The following is a 26582-nucleotide window of genomic DNA, read 5'->3' as shown; positions in this document are numbered from 1 at the left end:
GAATGGGGTTAAGTACTGAGATATCTGGGTGTATTATGGGGATCAATTATCGAAGTTCAATTACTCCGGCTTAAAAATTCCGATCATTTCCTGATCTGAGTGTTTATTTTTCTCTACAGATTGTGGTTTACGCTGCTCTGTAAACTCACACTCGACACACTCAACTAATTCGATGTTATTTTCAATCCACCAGCGCAGGGTATCTTGCTGGCTGCAATTTGGGCAGCTAGCGCCGGCAATAAAACGTTTCTTGATTTTCACGCTATTTCCTTAGCTTGAGTCTTGGCTCAAGTACTACTTCCAATGATTAGGTGACTGATGGTCGCTCTCCATTTCACGACCAAATATTTCTTCTAGCTCTTTGCGGGCCTCTTTCGCTCTTTGAGCTAATTTCTTATCTTCATTGTGTTGAGGCAATAAGTCCTTAAGCATAGCATTATCTAACTTGCGAAAATGTGCTTCTGCCCGCTTTGCTTGATAAGGATGCATACCCAGTTCTACGAGCGCTTGGCGACCGAGATCTAGCGCCCCTAAAAATGTTTCACGAGAGTAATTCTCTACACCATGACTCATTAACTGGTAAGCCTCGACACGGCTTCTTGCTCGGGCTAACAACTTAAGTTTCGGGAAGTGCACGCGACAAATGTCCACGATGGCCATCACCTCATCAGGTGAATCAGTACAAATAATCAATGCTTCCGCTTTATCAGCGCCAGCAGCCCTCAATAGGTCAATTTGTGTAGCATCGCCATAAAACACTTTGTAACCATACTTACGTAATAGGTGGATTTGGCTGGCATCACTTTCTAATACTGTCACTTTGATTTTATTGGCATACATTAAACGTCCGACGATCTGACCGAAACGTCCAAAGCCTGCAATGATAACGCGTGGTCGGCGATCCACGACTTTCGTGGTCATGCCCTCTTCTTCTTGATTCAGGGTATGAGCAAACCACTTCTTTTGTCCCATCAGCAAAAGAGGAGTCGTCACCATGGATAGACTGACCACCACCAACAGAAACGCCACTTGCTCTTTGGACAAAATGCCCTCTTGGCTCGCCGCGGTAAATATGACAAAGGCAAACTCACCGCCTTGGCTCAAAATTGCAGCCATACGGCTTCTCGCTTTGGCTCCGACACGGGCAGCTCTCGCCAATGCATACAAAACCAAACCCTTAACCACGACCAAAGCCACCACCGCACCGAGAATCTCTAAAGGGTGTAATGCCAATAACCCCAAGTTTACCGCCATGCCCACCGCAATAAAGAATAACCCCAACAACAGACCTTTAAATGGCTCGATAGCGATTTCCAGCTCATGGCGATACTCACTCTCTGCCAGCAAAACGCCTGCTAAAAAAGTCCCCAATGCCATCGAAAGGCCGAGCTTTTGCATCACGACCGAAATGCCAAGCACGACTAAAAGTGCAGCAACGGTAAAGAGCTCACGAACGCCGCTCATCACGACAAAACGAAATAGCGGACGTAGTAAAAAGTGACCACCAATCAACAGTGCTACCACACTGCCTAAAATAGTGAAGACATCCAACCAACTTCCACCACTATGCCCGCCTGCTAGCAAGGGCAACATCGCCAGCATCGGGATCACTGCAATATCTTGAAAGAGCAGCACCGCAAAACCAGATTGCCCCGTTTCGGTACCATTAAGCCCTTGCTCTTCAATGACTTTAAGCGCAATCGCCGTCGAGGACAGCGCCAACCCCATCCCGATCACCAAACTCACTTGCATGCTTACGCCAAACATACTGACGACACTACCAATCACGGCGGTCGTGACCACAACCTGCGCACCGCCTAAACCTAAAATCGGCCCTCGCATCTGCCACAATTTTTTAGGGTTTAATTCCAGCCCTATCAAAAACAGTAACAACACAACCCCAAGCTCGGCAAAATGCAAAATGGCATCAACGTCGCTAATTAAGCCAAGCCCCCATGGGCCAATCAACACACCAGCGAGTAAATAACCTAAAACCGAGCCAAGCCCAAGGCGCTGAGCAATCGGCACCGCAATAACCGCAGCCGAAAGAAAGACCACACTGCTTTGAAGAAACTCACTGGTGATCGCCATACTGACCTCCTCGCTCTGCCGCTTGCCAGTTTTCAAGTGGGTTACTCAGCCATCCACGGTACAACTCGGCATGTTCGTAGCGTTCAATATCTGAAACATTTCTTGACCAATACAACACCAGTGGTTCAATCCAGTGCATTTGACATAGGGCTGCCGTCAGTTCAAACGGTTGCAAGATTTGCTCAAGTGGGTATTTGTTGTACCCCTTCGCGCTGAAGGCTTCTTCTTTACCACCTGTTGTAATGACACTGCGCCAGTATTTTCCTTCTAGCGCCGCACCTCCGCCAAACGCAAAGCCTTTACCTAACACTCGGTCTAGCCACTCTTTTAATAGGGCTGGACATGAATACATATAAAGTGGGTGGTGAAATACAATCACATCGTGAGCGAGCAACAACTCATGTTCGTAATTCACATCAATAAAGAAATCGGGGTAAACACCGTAAAGATCGTGCACAGTGACGTGATCAAGCGACTGAGCTTTTTTTATCATCACTTGATTGGCAATCGAGTTATGTGGCTCTGGATGAGCATAAATGACCAGAACTTTTGGGAGAATAGACGGTGCAACAGCCAAATGGTCGTCCTTGTGGTTATTTTTATCCGTTATCAAATTGTTATACTTTTTTGTACAGCATAATGCAATTAAAGCGAATCAATCGACTTTTCCGGCCAATACCCCTACTATTCACCGCTAGATATATACCCAAGTGGCTTTAAAAACGATTGAAACCACTTCGCTATGTAACCAAGCAACGCGCACTGCGCAAAGTGAATGAAAACTTTATGATTACCTTCTCTGATATTCAGTTACTGCGTGGCGGTAAACCTCTTTTAGACCAAGCTTCTGCGACTATTCACCCTGGCGATAAAGTCGGTCTTGTGGGCAAAAACGGCTGCGGTAAATCAACGCTGTTTGCCCTACTGAAAGATGAACTGTCAATTGATGCTGGCTCATTTAGCCAACCTCAACACTGGGAGTTGGCCTGGGTCGCACAGGAAACGCCTGCGCTAGAGCGCACTGCACTGGAATACGTCATTGATGGTGATCGCGAGTACCGCGCTCTCGAAAAGCAGTTAGCTGAAGCAGAAACACAAGACAACGGAACCCTAGTTGCCGAGATACACGGTAAAATTGAAACCATTGGTGGTTACAGCATTCGCGCTCGCGCTGCCGAACTGCTTGATGGTCTAGGCTTTAGTCAAGAGCAAATGAGTTGGAACCTGACTCAGTTCTCGGGTGGTTGGCGTATGCGCCTTAACTTGGCTCAAGCGCTATTATGTCGTTCTGATCTACTGCTACTCGACGAACCAACCAACCACTTGGATTTGGACGCGGTAATGTGGTTAGAGCGTTGGCTACAAAACTACCCTGGCACGCTGATTCTGATCTCGCACGACCGTGACTTCTTGGATCCGATCGTTGGTCGCATCATTCACATCGAGAATCAGCAGCTGAACGAATACACGGGTAACTACTCGTCATTCGAAAACCAACGCGCACAAAAGATGGTGTTACAACAAGCGATGTTTGAAAAGCAACAGAAGCAGATGTCTCACATGCAAAGCTACATCGACCGCTTCCGTTACAAAGCCTCTAAAGCACGCCAGGCTCAAAGCCGTATTAAAGCTTTGGAGCGCATGGAGAAAGTGTTACCAGCTCAATTCGATAACCCATTTAGCTTCCAATTCCGTGAGCCAGCTGCGCTGCCAAACCCAATCATGATGATGGATGAAGTATCTGCAGGTTACGGTGACAACCTCATCTTAGAGAAGATCCGCTTGAACTTGGTTCCTGGCAGTCGTATTGGTCTACTCGGCCGTAATGGTGCGGGTAAATCGACATTAATCAAGCTGCTCTCTGGTGAACTTAACGCGCAAGGTGGTGACCTAACTTACTCACAAGGCGTGAAAATTGGTTACTTCGCTCAGCACCAGTTAGAAACGCTTCACCCTGAAGAAACGCCGCTGCAACACATGATGCAAATCGCACCCGATCAAACCGAACAGCAGCTACGTGATTACCTAGGTAGCTTTGGCTTCCAAGGTGACAAAGCACTAGAAAAAGTTGCGCCGTTTTCTGGTGGCGAAAAAGCCCGTTTGGTATTGGCTTTAATTGTGTGGCAAAAGCCAAACCTATTGCTACTTGATGAACCGACCAACCACTTAGACTTGGACATGCGCCAAGCACTTACGATGGCACTGCAAACATTCGAAGGTGCGATGGTGATTGTTTCGCACGACCGCTATTTACTGCGCGCTACGACCGATGACTTGTATTTAGTGCATGATCGACAAGTTGCTCCGTTCGACGGTGATTTAAATGACTATTATAAATGGTTAACCGAACAACAAAGAGCGGAACGCAAAGAAGCGCAGGCTGCGCAGCCAAGCAAAGATACGGCCAACAGCGCAGCTGCGAAGAAAGAGCAAAAACGTCGCGATGCAGAGTTTCGAAAACAGACAGCGCCAATTCGCAAAACGCTGACACAACTAGAAAATAAAATGGATAAGTTAGGTGCTGCACTGGCCGAAGCTGAAGAACAATTGGCGGACAACTCACTGTATGCGGCCGAAAATAAAGCTAAACTTAACCAAGTGCTGGCACTTCAAGCTTCCAGTAAAGCTGAGCTCGAAGAAATTGAAATGGAATGGATGTCTGCTCAAGAAACGTTGGAGCAGATGGAGCTAGAGTTTAATCAATGAGTAATCAACACGCTGAATACACACTCACCCTAGAACACCTTTGGCAGTTTAGTCTGCAATTTTATGGTGTGCGAGAAGTGAAAGAGGCGTGTTTATCATTACAGAACAACTACCACGGTAACGTGAACCTACTCCTGCTGCTCAGATGGCTCGATGAGCAGCAACTCATTTTCCAAGAAAAAGACTGGCCCTTGGTGCAAGACTGTCTAGGTAGGAGCGAAACTTTACTTCACTCCTTTCGCGACCTTCGTCGCCACCTTAAGTCTCAAGTCAATGACGCTTTGTATCGTGAGACCTTGCAGTTTGAGCTGCAACTAGAAAAGCAGCAACAAGCGGATTTGGTGGACTGCATTAACTCACTTGCACTACTCAAAAATGATGGTGACCCATTGACGTTGAGATACTGTCGTCAACTCGGTGGGGAGCATTTGCAGCAAGCCTTTGCTATGCCGGTGCCAAACATTCAACCACCAAAACGCCCATAAATCTGTAGAATACCTATAATCTTTATAAAGGATTATATTAATAAGTTCTTCAACGGACACCGAAGGACCGCATAAGAGCAGTTAGGTATGACACAATTTTTCGCAGCCGCCGGGATCAAAAACCCGCATCTCCAAACGCTTTTGCCGCGTTTTATTCGCAAAAAAGCGTTGTTTACGCCGATTTGGCAAACCCTCGATACATCCGATGGCGACTTTCTCGATCTCGCGTGGAGCGAGGACCCAACCCAAGAGCCTGCACAAAAAAAGCCGATTTTTGTTTTATTTCATGGATTAGAGGGGTGCTTCTATAGCCCTTATGCCAATGGGCTAATGAATGCATTTGCTCAATCTGGATGGCTGTCGGTGATGATGCATTTTCGTGGCTGCAGCGGTAAACCAAACAAAAAAGCACGAGCTTATCACTCGGGAGAAGTGACGGATGCTCGTTACTTCCTAGAGCACCTTGAACAACGCTTTCCTGATAACCCCAAGGTTGCGGTTGGTATTTCTCTTGGCGGTAACATGTTGGCGAATTATTTAGCCCAATATAAAGACCACCCTATTTTGAATGCAGCGACTATTATCTCAGCGCCTTTAGACCTAGCGGCGTGTGCGAACCGTATAGAACAAGGCTTTTCAAAAGTGTATCGCCGTTATCTGCTTTCTTCACTGAAACGTAACGCGTTACAAAAGCATCATCTACTGCATGGCGAGCTGGCGCTGTCCTACAACTCAATCAAACGTGTCACACGGCTGTATGAATTCGATGATTTGATTACCGCACCATTGCATGGCTTTAAAGACGCACAAGATTATTACGACCAATGCTCTGGCTTAAGTAAACTACAGCAAATCACGCTACCCACACTGATCATCCATGCCAAAGACGATCCGTTCATGACCGATGATGTGATACCGAAGTTTGTTCTGCCAGATAACATTGATTACCGTCTCTTTGAGCACGGTGGCCATGTTGGCTTCCTGACAGGAACGGCGTTAAAACCTAAGTTTTGGTTGGAGGAAGCGCTGCCCGCGTATTACGAAAGTATCGCCGCAGATTACCTTTCTGCTGTATCCAAGCAACGAACGCAGTAAACTAGCCGCTCATCATAAAAGTTAGAGGTATTTATGATCATTCCATGGCAAGACATTGCGCCGGAAACATTGGAAAACTTAATTCGTGAATTCGTCTTACGCGAAGGAACGGATTACGGAACCGTCGAGGTTTCTTTGCATGACAAAATTGATCAAGTTAAAGCTCAATTGGAAAAAGGTGAAGCGGTTATCGTGTTCTCTGAGCTACACGAAACCGTCGATATTCAGCATAAAACAAAATTTTAGACCCTTCACATTTTACCGTATCCCACTCGATGACAAGGTATTGTTACGTGCTATAGTGGGATATCGACCGTGCAGTAGTAACTCTACTGCACATTACAGGTAAGTAATTTTCGACAAGGTTTGTCATGTCAGCTAAACACCCAATTATTGCGGTTACTGGTTCGTCCGGTGCCGGCACGACCACTACATCTGAAGCCTTCCGTAAAATGTTCAATATGATGAACGTTAAACCCGCATGGGTTGAAGGCGATAGCTTCCATCGCTTTACTCGCCCAGAAATGGACATCGAAATTCGCAAAGCCCGCGAGCAAGGTCGACACATTAGCTACTTTGGCCCACAAGCTAATGACTTCCCGGGACTAGAAGAGTTTTTCCGTAAGTTCGGGCATGATGGCACTGGCAGCGTGCGCCGTTATCTGCACACGTTTGACGAAGCGGTTCCCTACAATCAAATGCCAGGCACGTTTACGCCGTGGCAAGACTTACCCGAAAACAGCGACGTGCTGTTTTATGAAGGGTTACATGGTGGCGTGGTGGATGGTGATGTTAATGTTGCTCAACATGTGGATTTCTTAATTGGCATGGTGCCGATTGTGAACTTAGAGTGGATACAAAAATTCGTACGCGACACTCGCGATCGCGGCCATTCGCGTGAAGCGGTAATGGACTCAATCGTGCGATCCATGGACGATTACCTCAACTATATCACTCCTCAGTTTTCTCGTACTCACATCAACTTCCAGCGCGTACCGACCGTTGATACTTCCAACCCACTTAATGCAAAAGGCATCCCTAGTTTGGATGAGAGTTTTGTGGTGATTCGCCTACGCGGTATCAAGAATGTCGACTTCCCATATCTGCTGGCCATGATTGATGGCTCATTCATGTCACGCCACAACACGATTGTCGTACCCGGCGGTAAGATGAGCTTTGCAATGGAGCTCATAGTTCGGCCTATCCTACAACAGCTCATCGAAACAGGGAAAATTGGCTAAAAACCTGCCTGCGAAGATGTTTACTTTTCATACCGTGATCATGTGCACAGTTTTGCTTACAAAATCTCAATCATGGCACGATTAAAATCAAGAAATCGTTTTCGAAAAAGGATACTATTTCTTACCGAAACACAAGAGAGCTTGCAGCATATAAAAAGTGCTCTTATTCTAGTAGGCCTAATTCAGGCTTAGCTAAAATATGGATAGCGCAAGCGTACCCTGCAGAGGAAGTGAGATATTATGGTTCTAGGTAAACCTCAAACCGACCCAACATTAGAGTGGTTTCTTTCACACTGTCATATTCATAAGTACCCTTCAAAGAGCACGCTAATTCACGCGGGCGAAAAGGCAGAAACTTTGTACTACATCGTTAAAGGTTCTGTTGCGGTTCTTATCAAAGACGAAGAAGGTAAGGAGATGATCCTTTCTTACCTAAACCAAGGAGACTTTATTGGTGAACTTGGTCTATTCGAGGAAGACCAAGAGCGCACAGCTTGGGTTCGTGCTAAATCTCCTTGTGAAGTTGCTGAAATTTCTTTCAAGAAGTTCCGTCAGCTTATCCAAGTAAACCCAGACATCCTAATGCGTCTTTCTGCGCAGATGGCTCGTCGTCTTCAAGTAACTAGCCAAAAAGTGGGTGACCTGGCGTTCCTAGACGTAACTGGTCGTATCGCTCAGACGCTTCTGAACCTTGCAAAACAACCAGACGCAATGACTCACCCAGACGGCATGCAAATCAAGATCACTCGTCAAGAAATCGGTCAAATTGTTGGCTGTTCTCGTGAGACAGTAGGTCGTATTTTGAAGATGCTAGAAGAGCAGAACCTAATCTCTGCTCACGGTAAAACCATCGTGGTTTACGGTACTCGTTAATCTCAAACTAGAGTGACACGAACAAAATTATAAAAGCCACCAATGGCAACATTGGTGGCTTTTTATTTGCTCATGACCAAATGAGATAGGGTGCAGCGAACACTAATGAGTAAGCTTAACAGGTTAACCCTAAAACTTAGCCATTCGTACTTTCAAAGATTTTGTCAGCTGAAGCGGCCACGAAACCTGGGTACAAATCACCATTTTCCATCGGATAGCGCTTAGCAAATTCATAAAACCCGCCAGGGATAATTTCAGTGCCTTCGCTAAAACGAACCGCTACTTTATCTGCCATGGTCGATGACTGCTCTAGCAACACCTCAGGAGTGCCCTTCACTTCACCACCATTTTCATTAATGGTAAACCCAGCGGTACGCAGATGATCGTTTACCTGCTTCACTTCTTCATATTCATTGAGCTGGTTAACGCTCACCGTGAAGTGGTTTGCTCCGTAACCATGCGCCGCAAGCCAAGATGCGTACTCACTTTCTTTAGCCAACGTTTGGTAATCAGCAAAGCTTAAATCCCACAAGCGTCCACCATGTAAGAATGCGCTATCGTTCAGCTTGTCAGCATCGACTTGTGCCACCAAATTTTTCACAATCTCTTGTAGCTCAGACGAGCACTCTTCAACTTTTAGCTCACTAATAAATACTTTAGGTTGCTTCGGATCTGGGTGCTCATAGTGCTTAGCAACCAGCTTTTTGCTTTCGAAAACGTAATCACCACACGCCTTGTAACCAATAGCTACAAATGGCTTAGCTAGAGTTTCAATACCAAGAGGCGCGATATTGAAGGTACGTAAAGCTATATGATCATTAATCAGAGGCTCATCTTCTTGAAGCAGCTGATGCACTTTAGCAGCCGAAGGGCAAAGACGTTGAATGTAATCTTGCCATAGCGATTCAAATAACACATCGGGCGTCATAACGACTCCTTGTTACGAGATGTAGAGTTTAAAGGTAAGCGGAAGTTGGCTGCTCGTTCACAACAAAAGTTGTCCAGAACAATGAACGAGCAACCATCAACCTGTGACGGTAAATGCCAGTCAGTCAACACGCTTTTCCGAGTCTTTGCTCACTTTTCGTGTTCTGCCAACGATCACTACAACCCATACCTAAATGATGCGCCGGCAAGGTGAGCCGCAATGCATAGTTGCGACTCTATTATTAAAACTTATAGCGCTACACCTGGACTCAATGTTGCAGGCAAGACAGTCTCTTGACCTTCCATTGATGCCATTGGGTACGCACAGTAATCTGCTGCGTAGTAAGCGCTTGGGCGCAAGTTACCCGACGCCCCCGGACCACCAAATGGCGCATCACCGCTTGCACCAGTGAGCTGGCGGTTACGGTTCACGATACCTGCACGAATGTGGTCAACGAAGTATTCCCATTCTTGGTCGTCGGTTGAGACCAAACCAGCAGATAAGCCAAAGCGCGTATCGTTTGCTAGCGCCACGGCTTTGTCTAACCCTTCGTAACGCACCACTTGCAGAAGTGGGCCGAAGTATTCTTCATCTGGTAACTCAGCAATGTTGGTTACATCAATGATGCCAGGAGAAACAAACGCCGCCTCTCCTGCTTTCGCTTCAATCAAGCTTTCACCGCCAAGAGACTGTAGATTAGCTTGTGCATCAAGAATAAACTTGGCTGCCGCGACCGAAATTTGCGGTCCCATAAATGGCGCAGGTTCTGCAAATGGTTGGTCTACGCGAATATTGCGTGTCGCTTCAACGAGCTTGGTGATAAGCGCATCGCCTTTTTCACCCAATGGCACATACAAACGACGAGCACACGTACAACGCTGCCCAGCACTGATAAACGCTGACTGGATGATGGTATAAACCGTGGCATCCAAATCACCGTATTTATCAGAGATCACCATCGGGTTATTACCCCCCATTTCTAGTGCGAGCATCTTGCCCGGTTGACCAGCAAATTGACGGTGTAATACATGTCCCGTATTCGCGCTACCCGTAAACAGTACGCCATCAATGCCTTTAGCGTCAGCGAGGGCGATACCAGTTTCTTTCGCGCCTTGAACAAGGTTAATCACGCCTTTCGGCAGACCGGCTTCTTCCCATAGCTTCATTGCCAATTCACCCGTCCATGGCGTTTGCTCAGACGGTTTGAAGACTACCGTGTTACCAGCCAGTAGCGCAGGCACAATGTGACCATTTGGTAGGTGGCCTGGGAAGTTGTAAGGACCAAACACCGCCATCACGCCCAATGGGCGGTGGCGCAATACGATTTGGTTGCCTGCTGCTTCACGGCTCGCCTCACCAGTGCGGTCATGATAAGCGCGAATCGAAATGGCAATTTTACCTGCCATTGCCACTGCTTCAGTGCGCGTTTCCCAAATTGGCTTACCAGTTTCTTTGGCAATGACTTCGGCGATTTTTTCGCTGTTCTCTTTTACTTTCTCCGCAAAAGCCAACACGATTGCCTCACGCTCTGAAAATGGACGCTTTTTCCAGTCAATAAACGCTTCACGCGCTGAAGATACCGCCTGGTTCACCTGCTCTGCCGTTGCACCTTTGCCTTGCCAGATCACTTCTTGGTTGTACGGCGACAGAGACGTAAATGCTTCACCCTGACCTTGTACCCATTCACCTGCAATCCAATGTGTCATTGTTTCTATCCTTAAATTCTGTCGTCTGTTACTGCGGAAGAAGGCGAACGAAATCCCCTTCCTCAACCGAAATTGCATCCGCAACGTCTGGTGCAATCATCACGCTTTGTGTTTCTGCGTCATACGCCGCTTTAGTGACTGTCGCACGGAAGTTCTCGAAAGATGAATTACACATCAAGAAGTCTTGTGTGCTGGAATGTTCAGAGATTTTGACTTGCGCACGGAATGAATGACGTACCGACTCAATATTACGCAGATCACACTCAACCGTTGGGCCACCGTCGAAGATGTCGACGTAGCCTCGGTTGGTAAAACCTTCACGCTCAAGCAGCTTCAGCGCTGGACGCGTGTTGTCATGTACTTGACCAATCACGGCTTGCGCTTCTGGGCTGAGCAGGTTGATGTAAATAGGCAGTTTCGGCATCAAGTCGGCGATAAAGCCTTTCTTGCCGATACCTGTTAGGTAATCTGCAAGCGTAAAATCGATAGAGAAGAAATGCTCTTGGAGCCATTGCCAGAATGGTGAATTACCCTCGTCGTCTGAAACGCCACGCATCTCCGCAAAGATCGTTTCAGAGAAGCGCTCTGGGTGCTCTGCCATCATTAGGAAACGACACTTCGACATTAGACGACCATTCAGACCTTGGCGGAATTTCTCACGCAAGAACAAGGTACAAATTTCGCTGTTACCCGTGTAGTTATTACCAAAAGTAAGCAGTTTAACGACGTTGTTAACGCCAAGCTTTGGCGACGAGTGCACGACTTTACTAATGTGATATGAGTAAAATGGGACATCCCAGCCGATAGATGCTTCGATTCCGGTGGTACCCGCAACCTCACCCGTTTCAGAGTCAAAGCCAACCATCAGGTAGCCTTCATCGCCTGGTTCTGCCACATCAGGCTTACCAAAGCTGTACTCTGAATGTTTGATTCGATTGGTTAACAGTTCTTCGTTAACCGGTAGAGATGTAAATCCGTGACCAGACTCCACCGCACAAGTGTGCAGTGCGTCGTAATCCGACATCGCGATAGGGCGAACTACTAGCATCAATACTCCCTCCAGATGCAAGAAGATCCTAACTATATTGTAGGAACAATTCCCCCATCAGAGATCCTTGACGGGGGTGTCTGCGTTGACGTTTAAACTGATATCGCGCTTAAACTAAAGTCGCGATCGCTTTATCCAGTTTCGCCAAGCCTTCTTCAATTTCTTGTTGTGTGATAACGAGTGATGGTGTGAAACGTACGACATTGGCACCCGCAACCAATACCATGAGACCTTGTTTACCTGCAGCAACCAGCACGTCACGCGCACGGCCTTGCCATTCTTCATTTAGTGCAGCGCCAAGTAATAGGCCTTGACCGCGCACTTCTGAGAAGATGTTGTACTTCGCGTTGATCTTCTCTAGACCTTCACGGAACATTGCTTCGCGTTCTAGTACACCAGCCAACAACTCTGGCTTAGTAACTTCATTTACAACCGCTTCTGCAACCGCACACGCTAGTGGGTTACCGCCATATGTAGAACCGTGAGTGCCCACTTTCATGTGCTCTGCCAATTTTGCTGTCGTTAGCATTGCACCGATTGGGAAACCGCCACCAAGTGATTTCGCAGTACTTAGAATATCTGGCGTGATACCTAAACCTTGGTAAGCGTAGAAGTTACCTGTTCGGCCATTACCAGTTTGCACTTCATCGAAGACCAGTAAGGCGTTGTGTTTGTCACACAGCTCGCGAACCGCTTGAGCGAACTCAGGCGTTGGTGGCACGATGCCGCCTTCACCTTGTAGTGGCTCCATCATGACCGCACAAGTACGATCAGACATGTGTGCTTGTAAAGCTTCGATATCGTTGTAAGGAAGGTGTGTCACGTCGCCTGGCTTAGGACCGAAGCCGTCAGAGTATGCCGCTTGGCCACCAACCGTTACGGTAAAGAATGTACGACCGTGGAAACCTTGTTTGAATGCAATGATTTCAGATTTCTCAGTGCCATGAACGTCTGCTGCATAACGACGTGCCAGCTTCAAAGCGGCTTCGTTTGCTTCTGCGCCAGAGTTAGCAAAGAACACTCGCTCAGCAAAACTCACTTCTGTTAGCTTTTTCGCCAGACGAAGGGCTGGTTCGTTCGTCATAACGTTACTTAAGTGCCAAAGCTTGTTAGCTTGCTCTGTTAGCGCGTTTACCATTACTGGATGACAATGGCCAAGACAGCTCACTGCAATACCACCAGCAAAGTCGATGTATTCATTACCTTCCTGATCCCAAACACGTGAACCTTCACCTTTAACAGGGATCATTTCCATCGGGTTATAGCAAGGTACCATTACCTCATCGAATAAACCGCGCTCTACTTTAATTTCCGTTGTCATTGCACATTCCTTCTTGATACCGCATGCGTAGCAGATAAGCGAATTTAACCGGCTCTCTTTGCCAGCAAATAATGTTTTGCATTTAAGCTATTGCGGCATTGTATTTACATTTAATTAACCATTTCAATAGTGATTTATTCTTTTCGTTCTCGAAAGCAACTTCCATTAATCACTGCTTGTGACTATTTATGCATCAAGAAAGTAAAATAGAGAAGCGATTTTTTATAAATGTTATGTAATACAGGGGATAGAAGGTTTAAAAAGACATGAATAGACAAAGAGACTCGAGAGAACCGCATAGTTTTGCAATCCGCTCACCTCAGCAAAAAGATGAATGATTTGTTAAGAAAAGTGATCGCGATCAGATCGCTTTGCGTGCTAAAAAGTTCGCAAGCAACTCGTGACCTTGCTCAGTTTTGATTGATTCTGGGTGAAACTGCACCGCATCAATTGGCAAGGTTTTATGTTGGTAACCCATTATTTCATCCATGCTTCCGTCTGGCAGTTCTGTCCATGCAGTCAGTTCAAACACGTCGGGTAAAGTACCGTTTTTCACCACAAGAGAGTGATAACGGGTTACCGTGAGTGGGTTATTCAGATTTTTAAACACACTACGACCGTTGTGATGAATCGGCGAGGTCTTACCGTGCATCACTTGTCGTGCACGTACCACTTCGCCCCCAAACACTTGCGCTATCGCTTGATGGCCAAGGCAAACACCCAATATTGGAAGCTTACCAACGAAGTGTTCTATCGCTTTCAGTGAAATACCTGCTTCGTTCGGCGTACATGGCCCTGGCGAGATCACCAAATGAGTTGGGTTGAGCGCCTCAATGCCTTGGATATCGATTTCATCGTTACGCACCACCTTTACGTCTGCACCAAGCTCGCAGAAGTATTGGTAAAGGTTGTAGGTAAAAGAGTCGTAGTTATCGATGATCAACAACATAAAGGGTCGGTTGCTCCAATCCGTTTTGGCAATGCTTACGTAGTGAATCGCCACGTTCGTGACAATCAAGGGCGGTATTTTGCTATACCAAGCAAGAAAGGCAAGTTTTTGCTGAATAAAAAGGCCAGCATAGGCTGGCCTTTGGTCTTTACAGCTATTTAGGAACTGTTTGTCAGAAAGTAAATTCGCTTAGCGGCGACGACGGAATAAGCCGAGACCTAGCAGCGCAAATAGCGCGCCAAAACCAAACGAACCACCATCTGAATCCTTCGACCCTTCTGTTCCAGTTTCAGTTTGCGTCATTGAAACATCACGAACAGAGCTAAACTTCACGATATTACCTGTCGAGTCAGTCACTTTCTCTTCTAACTGATAATTACCTTGCTCTGGCGTTTGTTCAAACTCAATATTCACGCTACGCGCATCAATATCAGCTTGAACTAAGGTTTGGCTAGCCGAGTAAGCTTTCGTATCGCTGCTTGCCGCAGCCGCTTGTGTGGATGGCGTTAAGTTCACCGTAACAATATCACCTACAACCGCCGTTGGTGGTAAACGGACATCGACGGCTAAGTTGTCACCTGCTTTCGGTAAATCGATGTCATCATCTGGTAAATCAATCGCGATGATCACTGGATCGTGGTCAGAGGCAGAGAACGCATCTTTGTACTTCGGCATATCACCTGTGTACTTGCTGCTGTATTCGAACAAGTTACTCTCTAGTGAGTTGATGTGCCAATCTTCAATTGCTACCACTTTTTGCGCTAGGCTACTGCTTGCCAATGCGTGGTCCAAATTACCCAGCTCGCCCGAATAGGTGTAAGAAAACGTATCAGTGCCGTGCAGCAACGTGTTTAAGTTGTGCAGACCGTAACCTTTTTCAATTTTGGTCTTCTCTACTTGAAGTTCACCATCACCAATGGTTGTGTAAGCAGCAGTATAAATGTCACGGCCGTATTTCTCTTTCGAGTAATCAGTCAGTGTCAGAAGTGGGTCTTCCATGCCATAAGCATTGAGGTCGCCCATGAGCAATACATCGCCTTTCACCTCTTTCAACGCTTCACCCACTGCGTGCGCAGCAGAAACGCGGAAGTTGTTACAGTTGCCTTGCAGATCCTCTGGCTCAGAATCTTCTACACCAGCAATCCACTCTTCAATACACTCAGAGCCTTTCGACTTAAAGTGGTTTACGACAATAGACAAATCTTCACCCGTCTCTTTCACCGTAAAGGTCTGAAGTAGACTGTGGCGTTGGTACTTATCGTAAGCAGGGTTACTTTCTGTGCCCTCTTTACGAGTAATTGTGTTTTCTGCAATGTGCTGCTCTGGCGTGATGATCACTTTTGCAGCGTCTTTTGGCGTTACTGCGTTAGCACGATATAAAATCGCCACCATGATCGCATCACTGCCAAAGTATTCGTCTTGGTATTTGTCTTGCTCTTCGATTTCGACATACGTGTAATGATCTTCAGCGTCATCAATCTCAGCATTTAGGGCATCAACTAAGTTTTGGATAGCACTGCCATCACCAAAGCCGTTGTTTTCCACTTCCATCAAACCAATAACGTCTGCGTCCATCTTGTTCATCGCCGCAACGATTTTCGCTTGCTGGATCAGGAATTCGTCTAGATTAGTCGCACCACGGTTTTGTCCGGTTGGGTTTTCATGACCACTGTCAGCCACGGAGTTGAAGTAGTTCAGTACGTTGAAGCTTGCAATACGCAAATCTGAGTCCGCAATCGCTGGGGCATCTTTACGAGCCACGTCGAAGCCTTCACCTGAAGTCACGAAGTTGGTGTTATCAACTTCATTGGTCGCAATCAGGCGGTATTCGTTGTAGCTGTAAGCCACGACGCCCTGCAGACCCTCTACTCGCGAACCAAGGCGAATGTGCTGCTCAGAAGAGCCATCTTGGTCTGCATCTTTTGCAAAATCTGGGTAGTAAGGGATTTGGCCGTTTGGTGCTTTGCCATCAGATTCTAGGTATACGCGGTTCGCTGCGTTGTCTTTTGCTAGCTCAAAGGCTGCATCGCTCTCTGCTGCGTGCAATTGAGTCGGCTTAAACAATGGCGCTTCATGAGACAACATCATGTTGTTACGACGTGAATCGTAGTCGTAAGAGAAGTTGCGAGTTACAAACAAGTCACTTGCCGAAGTTAGTTCAACTTGCATGCCTTCATGACGCTCTAGCGCATCACGTAGTGTTTCACCTTCTTTGATAACAAGATCGGTAACTCGAGGAATATCCGATGTGCCTGTTTTCACATAGCTGTTAGCATCAGAAGCTAGCTGAGTATTGCTGTAGTACTCTTGAACTTTACCTTTCACACAAACAACGTCACCAGCTTTCAGCGCCATGTCTGCCGCGTCAGTATGAATGAACAAACCTTCTGAGGTCTTGTCGTTGTTGTCGCTTTCTAATGCTTGTAGGTAGAAACCTTTGGTTAGGCCAGTGGTAACAGCAGTCACGACACCAGTTACGAAATGATCTTCGTCAGTAATGTATGGGTAACCATCAATGAATGGAGACGTATCGCCTTCACCTTGAATATCTTGGATGGTAGTGAAGTTAGGTTGCTGACCGTCGACTTCACAAGCGAATGGTGCTGGTGGCTCAGTCGCATTTAGCTCACCAAGGCCGTCAATGTTGTCTTTCTCAAATGCCGTCCACTGAGATGCATCATAAGTAGCAGAAGGGGTTAGTGCATCACTGTTACGAACTAATGTGGTGTCTTTACCAAAATCTACGTCACCCATCACACCGATGATGTCGTGCACTTCACCATCTTTAAGCAGTGCGATCGGGTCGTCACCGTTAAAGTTCGCAACGCTTTTATCTGTGATATCCGCGACAGCTTTGATGGCATCGCTCGCGTCACCATGCGCCAGTACATACACTTGGTTAGCTTGTATCGTCACTTGGCTAAGGTCGAATGTGCTGCCCCAAGTACCACCACCGTTTGATGATTTCGCCAACTCGTAGCCAGTGAGTGTCACCGCAGTATCACCCGTATTAGCGATCTCTACCGCTTTATTATAAGCGCCGCCTTCTACGTATTGGGAAATAATAATCTCTGCGTTCGCATTTGCACTAAGTGCACTGGCGATGGTTAATGCGAGTATTGAGGGTTTGATTAACGTGTCCATTGTCATACCTGATATTTATGTAAATGCAAACTTAGCTCTGGTTAGAGCCTGCCATTTGCGTCTACTATCAGGTTTATTTATGAAATAAATAAGAATGAGTAATTAAAGCCGTGAAATGAATCACATGTGAATATAAGAAAATATGCCAGAGCATCCCATTCAAACATTTTTTGTAATAAATACAGAGCGCTATTGATAAACAAGTCAGAATTTAGATTGATTACTCAGTTTACTTTTTCACTTCATGTTAAGGAGTAGAAAATACATCACTTGTTGAGTTGCTTATTAACCCAACCGTTCCGTTACAAATAAAAAATATAATTAGTCACTAATTTAGAATGCTTTAATTTTCACTTGTATCACTGTTCAAGCCCAAGAATCTATTACTCGCTTCGTTCTCTCTTATACAGGCCCCTCATACTTCAAAGTTTTCATGATTTATTCAATAACTTTTCATTACTCACTAGCCAAAAACATACACAAAAGATATAACACCTGCGCGAGACAATAAGATCTCATTAGCTGTAAACCCAGGAACGACAAATGAAAAAAATTCAACGCAGTGTGCTAGCTCTCTCCCTACTTGGCTTGATAGCGGGGTGTCAGTTGACCGCCAGTGAGCCACTTCAACCTACGGCGAATCAAGACATCATCGAATCAGCCAAAAATGAACTGGATGGTATTGAAGAGCTAGAAGTCAGTGACGAGGGTGTTATTACCTTTACTCAGCGTCTAAGAACGCCAGGAACCTACTGGATTCCAGCGAGAATTAAAGAACTCAGCTACGATATATCATGCGTACAGCTTAGTTACTTCATTGATAGAGGCATGGTTGTGAAGTCTGCCTTTCTAGGGGCTCGAGGACGTGTTGAATATTACGACATGGAACGCTGTATGAAAGACACACCATTTCAGTAATACAGGCATAAAAAAAGCTCCACCAAAGTGGAGCTTTTTCGTATTCGTTCTTAGCAACTATGGGCGAGCTACAAAACCTACTGCTTCGTATGCTTTCTTAAGCGTTTCAGCCGCTCGTGCCGAGGCTTTCTCAGCGCCTTGCTGCATTACCTCGTCCATGTAAGCACGATCAGCGCGAATACGGTGATATTCTGCTTGAATTGGCTCAAGCATTGCTACAACTGCCTCACCAACATCTTTCTTAAATGGGCCATACATTTCTACGCCTTGGTACTTCGCTTCAATCTCTTCGAAGCTCATGCCTGTCGCCGCGGAGTACAGACCCATTAGGTTAGCAATGCCCGCCTTGTTCTCGATATCATGACGGATACTTGGTGGCGTTTCGGTATCGGTTTGCGCTTTGTTGATCTTCTTAAGGATCGACTTAGGCTCTTCCAGCAGCGTGATAACGTTCTTACGGTTGTCATCAGATTTAGACATCTTCTTCGTTGCGTCTTGAAGGCTCATTACACGCGCATTTACTGTCGGAATGTAAGGCTCTGGAACTTGGAAGATTGGCTGCTCTGGCGAGTAAATATTGTTGAAACGCGTTGCGATATCGCGCGCTAATTCTAGATGTTGCTTCTGGTCACTGCCTACAGGTACTTGGTGTGCACCGTAAAGCAAAATGTCAGCCGCCATCAACACCGGGTAGTCAAATAGACCGACGTTTACGTCATTCGCGTAACGTGCCGATTTGTCTTTAAACTGAGTCATACGGCTCAGCTCACCCATTTGAGTGTAGCAGTTAAGAAGCCAACCTAATTGAGCATGCTCTGGTACATGTGACTGAACAAATAGCGTGCTCTTCTTCGGGTCAACACCAACTGCCAGACAAATTGCCAGTGCGTCTAGAGTTGCTTCATGCAGCGCTTTAGGGTCCTGACGAACCGTAATCGCGTGAAGGTCTACCACACAATATTGGCAATCATAATCGTCTTGCATCTGCTGCCATTGACGTAGAGCACCCAAGTAGTTACCGATACTTAGTTCACCTGAAGGTTGAACACCACTCAATACAATGGGTTTGCTCATTAGAATGATTCCTTTGACTTCTTAATCTAATTAAATGAAAAAAACCGTGCAGTAATAGGTGCACGGTTTACTCAGTGTACTCATTAACGAGTATTTTGGAAGCTCTTTTGTAGCCGTTATGCAGAAACCGCTACAACGTCCAATAATTCTGCCAAACTGTCAGCGACGAAATCTGGATTTGATGCTGAAATAGGTTCACCGTGGTTGTAACCATATGTCAGACCAAATGAGGCACAGCCTGCATTCTTTGCTGCGAGAATGTCGTTTTTCGAGTCGCCAACCATCAGCATTTCACTTGGTTGGATTTGGTGCTTTTCCATCAACCAGTTCAATGCTACTGGGTTTGGTTTTTTCTCTGAGAATGCATCACCGCCAAGGACATCAACGAAGTATTTTGCGATGTCGTGCTTTTCCAAAACGTCAGGCACAAACTTTGAAGGTTTGTTAGTCACCAACGCCATAACAAAGCCCGCTTTGTGCAGCTCTGCTAGTGTCTCTTTTACCGTTGGGTAAAGATGACTTAGCTTGTGACCGCTTTGCTCGTAGTAATCATCAAACAATACACGCGCTTTAGCACGAAGCTCTTCACTCAGCTCTGGGTTGATGGTCAGGCTTTGGCTTAATGAGCGACCAATAAGCACGTCTGCGCCGTTACCCACGTAATCACGAACTTGTTCTTCTGAAACCGATGGAAAGCCAAGCGCCTGTACTGCTTGGTCTGCCGCGACAGCTAGATCTGGCACGCTATCAAGCAAAGTGCCATCTAGATCGAAGGCGATGAATTTAATGTCTTGTTGAGTCATAACTTCCCTGAGGATTTTTATTTATAAATCGGTGAAAACGACAAAGGATGGCACCCCATCCTTTGTTTTTATCATTATGTCTGATTCGGCAGTAACTGTTTGTTTCGTCGTTACTTTGCAGCAATACGCTGACGAACTGCCTCAAACAAACAGATGCCGGATGCCACAGATACGTTCAAGCTTGAAACGCTACCAGCCATTGGGATCTTAATCAAATCGTCGCAGGTTTCACGAGTCAGACGACGCATACCGTCACCTTCTGCCCCCATTACGATAGCAAGGGGTCCAGTCAGTTTTGCTTGGTAGATGTCGTGCGTTGCTTCGCCCGCCGTACCAACAAACCAGATACCTTGCTCTTGCAGTGTACGCATAGTACGAGCCAAGTTAGTCACTCGGATCAATGGCACGACTTCAGCTGCACCACAAGCCACTTTGCTTACGGTTGCGTTCATCGGTGCAGAACGATCTTTCGGTACGATGATCGCCGCAGCACCTGCCGCATCTGCGTTACGTAAACACGCACCAAGATTGTGTGGATCGGTCACGCCGTCTAACACTAATAGCAGTGGTGATTCGTGCTGCGCCAGGATGTCATCTATATCGTTCTCATTCAGCTGCTTCGCTGGTTTCACACGAGCGATGATGCCTTGGTGATTTGCACCGCGCGCTTTGTCATCCAAGGTTTTACGTGTCATCGGCTGAATAGAAACGCCACAAACCTGAAGATCATTTAGGATTGGCATTAGGCGATCATCTTGACGACCTTTTAAAACGTACGCCTCGATAAAACGCTCTGGTTCGCGCTCCAATACCGCCTTCACTGCGTGAATGCCGTAGATAAATTCGTTACTCATTGTTTAACCTGTTGTTCTGGTCGTATTGCCTGCGCCAACCGAGTTTGAACTAAGTTGGCGCTTCAACCTACTGCGCTTCTTTTTTAGTGCGCTTGGTTTTCTTCGGCTTACTGTGCGGCTTCTTTTTACGTGCTTTTTTCACTTTAGGCTTCTCGTTGCCTTCGGCGTCACCACGTTTTGGGCCATTACGCTTACTCGTTGCACCCGTTTCTTCTGGGCGTTTAGTTGGCTCTATCGCAGGAACTGCACGAGCCGCGCCACCTTCTTTCGATGAAGAGCGAGTCGCAGCGCGTTTTTTATCTTTCGCTTTGCGTTTTGCTTCCGCTGCGCGTTTCTTCGCAGTCTTACCTTCGCCGCGTAGCTTACGACTTGTTTCGACCAATTCAAAGTCAATTTGCTTATCATCGAGGTTAACAGCCAGTACTTTTACTTTTACTGCATCACCTAAGCGGTAGATGTTACCGAAACTTTCACCAATAAGTCGTTGACCAATCGGGTCAAATTGATAGTAGTCGTTCGCAAGGGTAGAAATATGTACCAAACCATCGATGTGCAAATCCGTTAAACGTACAAAGAAGCCAAAGCTAGTGACATTAGCAATAACACCGTCTAGTTCGTCACCGACGTGGTCTTGCATATATTCACACTTCAGCCAATCCGCAACATCACGTGTTGCATCATCAGCACGGCGCTCTGTCATCGAACATTGTTCGCCGTAAAAATCCATGTCGTCAAACGAGTAATGATAGCCACCTGTTGGTGTCCAGCGATCTTGATTACGACCTTCTTCTTTAGCAATCAGATACTTGATTGCACGGTGAAGTAACAAGTCAGGGTAACGACGAATTGGCGACGTAAAGTGCGCATAGCGTTTCAATGCCAACCCAAAGTGCCCCGCGTTATCTGCGTTGTATACCGCTTGCTTCATTGAGCGTAGCAGCATGGTCTGAATCAACTCTTGATCTTGACGCCCGGAGATTTGACGTGCGAGATCAGCATAGTCCGTTGGTGAAGGCTCTAAACCACCTTTTAGCTCAAGACCAAGTTCACTTAAGAAGTCACGGAAACCTTGCAGGCGTAATTCACCTGGAGATTCATGGATACGATAAAGCGCGGGCTCTTTCGCTTTTTCTACCAGCGATGCCGAAGCAATGTTGGCTAAAATCATACATTCTTCGATGATCTTATGCGCGTCATTACGAATTACTGGCTCAATGCTTTCGATTTTACGTTCCGCATTGAAAATAAATTTGGTTTCAACGGTTTCAAATTCGATTGCACCGCGTTGATCTCGTGCTTCTTTCAGCACTTTGTACATCTTGTGCAACTCTTCTAGATGAGAAACAAGCGGCTGGTAGCGCTCACGTAGTTCTTCATCCCCTTCTAGAATCGCGCTCACTTTGCTATATGTGAGACGAGCGTGCGAGTTCATCACCGCCTCGTAGTGCTTGTAACCAGACAGCTTACCGGTATCAGAAATGGTCATTTCGCACACCATACACAAGCGATCTACTTGCGGGTTGAGCGAACATAGGCCGTTCGATAGTACTTCTGGCAACATCGGCACAACTTGGGACGGGAAATATACTGAGTTACCACGATTGATCGCTTCTTTGTCCAACGCAGAGTCAGGACGAACGTAGTAACTGACGTCAGCAATCGCTACCCATAAACGCCAACCACCTTCTTTGTTCTTTTCACAGTAAACCGCATCATCAAAGTCTCGTGCGTCTTCGCCGTCAATGGTCACTAGTGGCAAATCACGTAGATCCACACGACCAACTTTCGCTTCTTCTGGTACTTCTTCGCCTAAGTTTTCGATTTGTTTATCGACGGCTTCTGGCCATTCGTGAGGGATTTGGTGTGTACGAATCGCAATTTGTGTTTCCATACCTGGTGCCATATTTTCACCAAGGACTTCAACCACTTTACCCATCATGCCGCGTGAGCGTGAGCCACGATCAGTAATTTCAATTACGACTACGTTACCCATGCGTGCACCCGCTTTGTGCTCATTTGGGATCAGGATATCTTGGCTGATACGCGAGTCATCTGGGACAACGTAGGAGTATCCATATTCAAGGAAAAAACGACCGACGATTTGATCATTACGCTCCTCTAGCACACGCACCAAACGTCCTTCACGGCGACCGCGCTTGCTGTTGTCTGTCGGTTGCACTAAGACAAAATCACCGTGGATGATGTTCTTCATCTGATGGTGCGGTAACAGAATATCATCATCCTTGCCGACGCTGCCTTCTGGACGTACCCAACCATGGCCATCACGATGACCAATCACGTAACCTTTCACCATTTCAAGTTTTTCAGGCAATGCATAGCACTGACGGCGGGTAAACACCAGTTGGCCATCTCGCTCCATCGCACGTAGCCGACGACGCAACCCTTCGTATTGCTCTTCGCCCTCAAGCTTTAGTGCCTCAAACAAGTCGTTACGATTCATTGGAACGCCCGCTTGCTCTAGAAACTCGATGATAAACTCTCGGCTTGGAATTGGATTTTCGTAATTTTTGGATTCACGATCTGCAAAAGGATCGTTTGGAATATTGTCTGACATAGGCACGCCTATCTAGCAAGGAAGGTATATGGCTAGTATATCTGAGTCTCTCGATAAGCTACAGAATTGCTTTGAAAAAAGAATGATCGAGATCGACTCTAGGCATGCAAATGAGTTAAGGACGAGCCAGCAAGATCAAAAGTTCAGAATTGTCACTGAGCAAGGATTCAATCGTGCAATCATCCAACTCCGCCAGAAAGGCACTTTTTGCTTTCGCCAATTTATCTTTGAGGCGGCAAGCAGGGGTAATATGGCAAAAATCCACACCACAGTTGACTAAATCTAACGGCTCTAAATCGCGCACAACACCACCGACTGTGATTTCAGATGCTGGCTTCATCAGCCGGATACCACCGTTTTTTCCGCGCACGGTATGGACATAACCCAACTGTCCTAACCGATTGATAACTTTAACCATATGGTTGCGCGACACACCAAATAAATCCGTCACTTCGGTAATGCTGGTTAACTCATCTTCCGGCAACGAAGCCAAGAAAATTAAGGTTCTCAACGCATAATCAGTGAAACTAGTTAACTGCATATTCTCTCCCAAAGTGCGACTCAATAACCCGCTGGTGATACTAAAACCCCAAACTTGAGCTATCGATAAAAGTGTAAATCTTTTCTTGATCGAAAGATACATTTGAGATACAACTTTAAACATGCATTATAAATACAACTTAAAGTAGGAAGCCCTTATGCTCAGCAATCAAACTATCGAGATCGTCAAAGCGACCGCACCACTCATCGCCGAAACAGGACCAAAACTGACCGCGCACTTTTACGAGCGTATGTTTACTCATAACCCTGAGTTGAAAGATATTTTTAACATGAGTAACCAGCGTAACGGCGATCAGCGTGAAGCATTATTCAACGCTATCTGTGCCTATGCTGCCAATATTGAAAATTTGCCAGCTCTGCTTGGCGCAGTAGAGAAAATTGCGCATAAGCACACGAGCTTTTTGATCACAGAAGATCAGTACCAAATCGTTGGTAAGCATTTACTTGCAACAATCGATGAGCTTTTTAATCCAGGTCAAGAGGTGTTGGATGCTTGGGCTGAGGCTTACGGCGTACTTGCGAATGTATTTATTCAGCGCGAAGAACAAATTTACCAACAAAATGAAGCTTTGGAAGGCGGCTGGCGCGGTCTACGCGAATTTGAATTAGTCGATAAAAAGATTGAGAGCAAACACATTTGCAGCTTTGTGTTCAAGCCAACCGATGGCCAAAAAGTGGCGCCGTATAAACCGGGACAATACCTTGGCATCTACATCAACAGTGACCAGTTAGAAAACCAAGAAATTCGCCAATATAGCCTGTCTTCTGCGGTCCAAGAGAACACCTACCGTATCTCAGTAAAACGTGAAGAAGGCGGAAAAGTGTCGAACTACCTGCACGATAGCCTGAACATTGGCGAAAAAGTGCAGCTTGCAGCCCCTGCCGGTGATTTCTTTATGGATGCCGAACCACAAACACCCGTTGTTCTAATTTCTGCTGGTGTGGGACTTACTCCAACGCTGTCAATGCTAGAAAGTCTCTCAGCACATCAAGCACCTGTAACTTGGGTTCATGCAACAGAAAATGGCCAACAGCATGCTTTCAAGCAACACGTAAACCAACTCGTTGCAGAAAAAGAAAATATGAACGCGCTCATTTGGTATAACCAACCAACGGCAGAAGACAAACTAGGTGAAGACTTCCACTTCACGGGCTTTGTCAATCTGTATGAAATTGAAGCTGCATTAAAGCAAGATAACGTGCAGGTTTACTTCTGTGGCCCTGTAGGATTTATGCAGCACATAGCGAAACAGCTATTAGAACTTGGCGTACCAGAAGAGCAATTCCATTACGAATGCTTCGGTCCACACAAAGTGGTTTAAGCGCTATCAGCTATCGGGAAAACAACAAAGCCCACGTGACGTGGGCTTTGTTGTATGAAGTTGTTTGCAATATTGAAGCGTTACCAAAAGGTGTCTCGCCGTTTAGCTCGAGCAATAACGTTTTGTGGCATGCGCTGTTCAAGGCCGTTTCTCAATACAGTTATGCGCTTATGCTGCCGCTTATCTGCTGTGACAGAGTTATATAACCAACGATACGCATCTTCGTAATCGAGTGGACTGCCATAATCACGTAAAAGCAACTCGGCCAGATGAATACGCGCGTTTAGGTTTCCCATTGACGCAGCTTCTCGCAAATATGGAATTGCACGTTCTTTATCTTGCTGTACTAAAGTGCCACGCGAATAGTATCGGCCAATCTGCTCTAGTGCAGCTGGTAACCCCTGATGCGCTGCATTTTCGATGTAGTAAAGACCCAGTTCGACATCTTGCTCGACACACACACCCCAAGCCAACATATCTCCGTACAGAAATTCATAAGCGGGTAAGTTAATTCGAGTCGCACGAGCTACGATATCCTCCACCAGCTGGCAGTTATCAGCGCGCACACGTTGTAAGTGCTTATTTTGCTCAATAAGCTTTATCAGCTCTGCTTCGGTATAGATCGGAACTGGTGCCCCCACATCAGCAACATTGGCTTTCACTGTGGTAGCAACCAAGGTCAACAACAGTGAAGCAGCCACTGTTCGTAACTTCATAAACGTACCCTTAAGGTATCTAAGAAACCAAAGATCGGTGAAGGATCTCCTCTGCTTGATAACCTTATCGGCAAAAAACAGCTAAGCTTTAGACAATTTTTGCCTCTGATTTAGGCTCAGCGGCAAAAGCTTGCCATATGAGAGTCACGCTGTTTTTGTTCAGATACAAAAA

General features: G+C 46.2%; 23 protein-coding genes. 8 read left to right on the top strand and 15 right to left on the bottom strand.

The genetic code is table 11. The features are described 5' to 3' along the window. Window positions 1-60: 60 nt before the first annotated feature. From R7Q09_RS22355 to kefG, 3 genes are read right to left on the bottom strand one after another with little or no spacing between them, the layout of a single operon-like run. Window positions 61-261, bottom strand: coding sequence for a YheV family putative zinc ribbon protein (locus R7Q09_RS22355; RefSeq protein ID WP_005381449.1), 201 nt, complete (start codon window positions 259-261; stop codon window positions 61-63). A gap of 33 nt (window positions 262-294) precedes the next feature. Beyond that, on the bottom strand, window positions 295-2091 hold the full coding sequence (gene kefB, locus R7Q09_RS22350) for a glutathione-regulated potassium-efflux system protein KefB (RefSeq protein WP_017633740.1): 1797 nt from the start codon (window positions 2089-2091) through the stop codon (window positions 295-297). Further along, window positions 2075-2668 (bottom strand): glutathione-regulated potassium-efflux system ancillary protein KefG, encoded by a 594-nt coding sequence (gene kefG, locus R7Q09_RS22345; RefSeq protein ID WP_017821749.1) that lies wholly within the window; start codon window positions 2666-2668, stop codon window positions 2075-2077. Before kefG ends, kefB begins: the two co-directional genes overlap by 17 nt. Window positions 2669-2877: 209 nt before the next feature. Here kefG and R7Q09_RS22340 point away from each other — a divergent pair, with 209 nt between their 5' ends. The 6 genes from R7Q09_RS22340 to crp all read left to right on the top strand — a co-directional run bounded on the left by R7Q09_RS22340 (window position 2878) and on the right by crp (window position 8491). Beyond that, complete coding sequence (locus R7Q09_RS22340) at window positions 2878-4797, top strand: ABC transporter ATP-binding protein (protein WP_136977022.1); 1920 nt, start codon at window positions 2878-2880, stop codon at window positions 4795-4797. Next, window positions 4794-5282: a TIGR02444 family protein gene (locus tag R7Q09_RS22335; protein ID WP_005382813.1), complete on the top strand. Its 489-nt coding sequence runs from the start codon at window positions 4794-4796 to the stop codon at window positions 5280-5282. The genes R7Q09_RS22340 and R7Q09_RS22335 overlap by 4 nt, the downstream gene beginning before the upstream one ends. 87 nt (window positions 5283-5369) lie before the next feature. Beyond that, window positions 5370-6377 carry a hydrolase gene (locus R7Q09_RS22330; RefSeq protein ID WP_033907159.1) on the top strand — a complete coding sequence of 336 codons (1008 nt, stop codon included), beginning with the start codon at window positions 5370-5372 and terminating at the stop codon, window positions 6375-6377. A 33-nt stretch (window positions 6378-6410) separates the two neighbouring features. Next, a complete protein-coding gene (locus R7Q09_RS22325; RefSeq protein ID WP_005381436.1) occupies window positions 6411-6623 on the top strand; it encodes a YheU family protein in 213 nt (70 codons plus the stop codon). Between the two features lie 125 nt (window positions 6624-6748). Continuing rightward, complete coding sequence (locus R7Q09_RS22320; protein ID WP_005381434.1) at window positions 6749-7618, top strand: phosphoribulokinase; 870 nt, start codon at window positions 6749-6751, stop codon at window positions 7616-7618. A gap of 240 nt (window positions 7619-7858) precedes the next feature. Next, window positions 7859-8491, top strand: coding sequence for a cAMP-activated global transcriptional regulator CRP (crp, locus tag R7Q09_RS22315; RefSeq protein ID WP_005381432.1), 633 nt, complete (start codon window positions 7859-7861; stop codon window positions 8489-8491). 136 nt (window positions 8492-8627) lie between these two features. Here the strand turns inward: crp and R7Q09_RS22310 are convergent, their stop codons facing one another. From R7Q09_RS22310 to R7Q09_RS22285, 6 genes are all read right to left on the bottom strand, one after another. Continuing rightward, complete coding sequence (locus R7Q09_RS22310) at window positions 8628-9419, bottom strand: DUF1338 domain-containing protein (RefSeq protein WP_005381426.1); 792 nt, start codon at window positions 9417-9419, stop codon at window positions 8628-8630. A gap of 248 nt (window positions 9420-9667) precedes the next feature. Then, the gene (gene astD / locus R7Q09_RS22305) at window positions 9668-11125 is read right to left on the bottom strand and encodes a succinylglutamate-semialdehyde dehydrogenase (protein ID WP_318071207.1); all 1458 of its coding nucleotides are present in this window, start codon (window positions 11123-11125) and stop codon (window positions 9668-9670) included. A gap of 28 nt (window positions 11126-11153) precedes the next feature. After that, window positions 11154-12173: an arginine N-succinyltransferase gene (astA, locus tag R7Q09_RS22300; RefSeq protein ID WP_318071208.1), complete on the bottom strand. Its 1020-nt coding sequence runs from the start codon at window positions 12171-12173 to the stop codon at window positions 11154-11156. A 109-nt stretch (window positions 12174-12282) separates the two neighbouring features. Next, window positions 12283-13494 carry an aspartate aminotransferase family protein gene (locus tag R7Q09_RS22295; RefSeq protein WP_318071209.1) on the bottom strand — a complete coding sequence of 404 codons (1212 nt, stop codon included), beginning with the start codon at window positions 13492-13494 and terminating at the stop codon, window positions 12283-12285. Between the two features lie 361 nt (window positions 13495-13855). Beyond that, window positions 13856-14443, bottom strand: a complete 588-nt coding sequence (locus R7Q09_RS22290) for an aminodeoxychorismate/anthranilate synthase component II (RefSeq protein WP_318071211.1) — start codon at window positions 14441-14443, stop codon at window positions 13856-13858. A 189-nt stretch (window positions 14444-14632) separates the two neighbouring features. After that, window positions 14633-17587, bottom strand: coding sequence for an ExeM/NucH family extracellular endonuclease (locus tag R7Q09_RS22285; RefSeq protein WP_318071210.1), 2955 nt, complete (start codon window positions 17585-17587; stop codon window positions 14633-14635). Between the two features lie 543 nt (window positions 17588-18130). Here R7Q09_RS22285 and R7Q09_RS22280 point away from each other — a divergent pair. Further along, entirely contained in the window at window positions 18131-18505 is a 375-nt protein-coding gene (locus R7Q09_RS22280) for a hypothetical protein (protein ID WP_005381401.1), read from the top strand. 57 nt (window positions 18506-18562) lie between these two features. Here R7Q09_RS22280 and trpS read toward each other — a convergent pair whose 3' ends face one another. The 5 genes from trpS to nsrR all read right to left on the bottom strand — a co-directional run bounded on the left by trpS (window position 18563) and on the right by nsrR (window position 24352). Further along, a complete protein-coding gene (trpS, locus tag R7Q09_RS22275; RefSeq protein ID WP_005381398.1) occupies window positions 18563-19579 on the bottom strand; it encodes a tryptophan--tRNA ligase in 1017 nt (338 codons plus the stop codon). A gap of 116 nt (window positions 19580-19695) precedes the next feature. Further along, window positions 19696-20382, bottom strand: coding sequence for a phosphoglycolate phosphatase (locus R7Q09_RS22270; RefSeq protein ID WP_213871900.1), 687 nt, complete (start codon window positions 20380-20382; stop codon window positions 19696-19698). A gap of 110 nt (window positions 20383-20492) precedes the next feature. Beyond that, window positions 20493-21236: a 23S rRNA (guanosine(2251)-2'-O)-methyltransferase RlmB gene (rlmB, locus tag R7Q09_RS22265; RefSeq protein WP_213970973.1), complete on the bottom strand. Its 744-nt coding sequence runs from the start codon at window positions 21234-21236 to the stop codon at window positions 20493-20495. Window positions 21237-21303: 67 nt separating this feature from the next. Beyond that, window positions 21304-23811 (bottom strand): ribonuclease R, encoded by a 2508-nt coding sequence (gene rnr / locus R7Q09_RS22260; protein ID WP_017821742.1) that lies wholly within the window; start codon window positions 23809-23811, stop codon window positions 21304-21306. 115 nt (window positions 23812-23926) lie between these two features. Next, the gene (gene nsrR / locus R7Q09_RS22255; RefSeq protein ID WP_005381392.1) at window positions 23927-24352 is read right to left on the bottom strand and encodes a nitric oxide-sensing transcriptional repressor NsrR; all 426 of its coding nucleotides are present in this window, start codon (window positions 24350-24352) and stop codon (window positions 23927-23929) included. Window positions 24353-24509: 157 nt separating this feature from the next. Between nsrR and hmpA the strand changes: the two genes are divergently transcribed. Beyond that, window positions 24510-25694: an NO-inducible flavohemoprotein gene (gene hmpA, locus R7Q09_RS22250; RefSeq protein ID WP_213970972.1), complete on the top strand. Its 1185-nt coding sequence runs from the start codon at window positions 24510-24512 to the stop codon at window positions 25692-25694. An 80-nt stretch (window positions 25695-25774) separates the two neighbouring features. On the opposite strand, the gene motX is transcribed toward hmpA, so the two are convergent. Beyond that, the gene (motX, locus tag R7Q09_RS22245; RefSeq protein WP_005381388.1) at window positions 25775-26410 is read right to left on the bottom strand and encodes a flagellar protein MotX; all 636 of its coding nucleotides are present in this window, start codon (window positions 26408-26410) and stop codon (window positions 25775-25777) included. Window positions 26411-26582 lie beyond the last annotated feature (172 nt).

The sequence above is a fragment of the Vibrio sp. 2130-1 genome (assembly GCF_033339515.1).
Note: the sequence above shows the minus strand (reverse complement) of the source record. Positions and strands in the feature narration are given on the sequence as shown.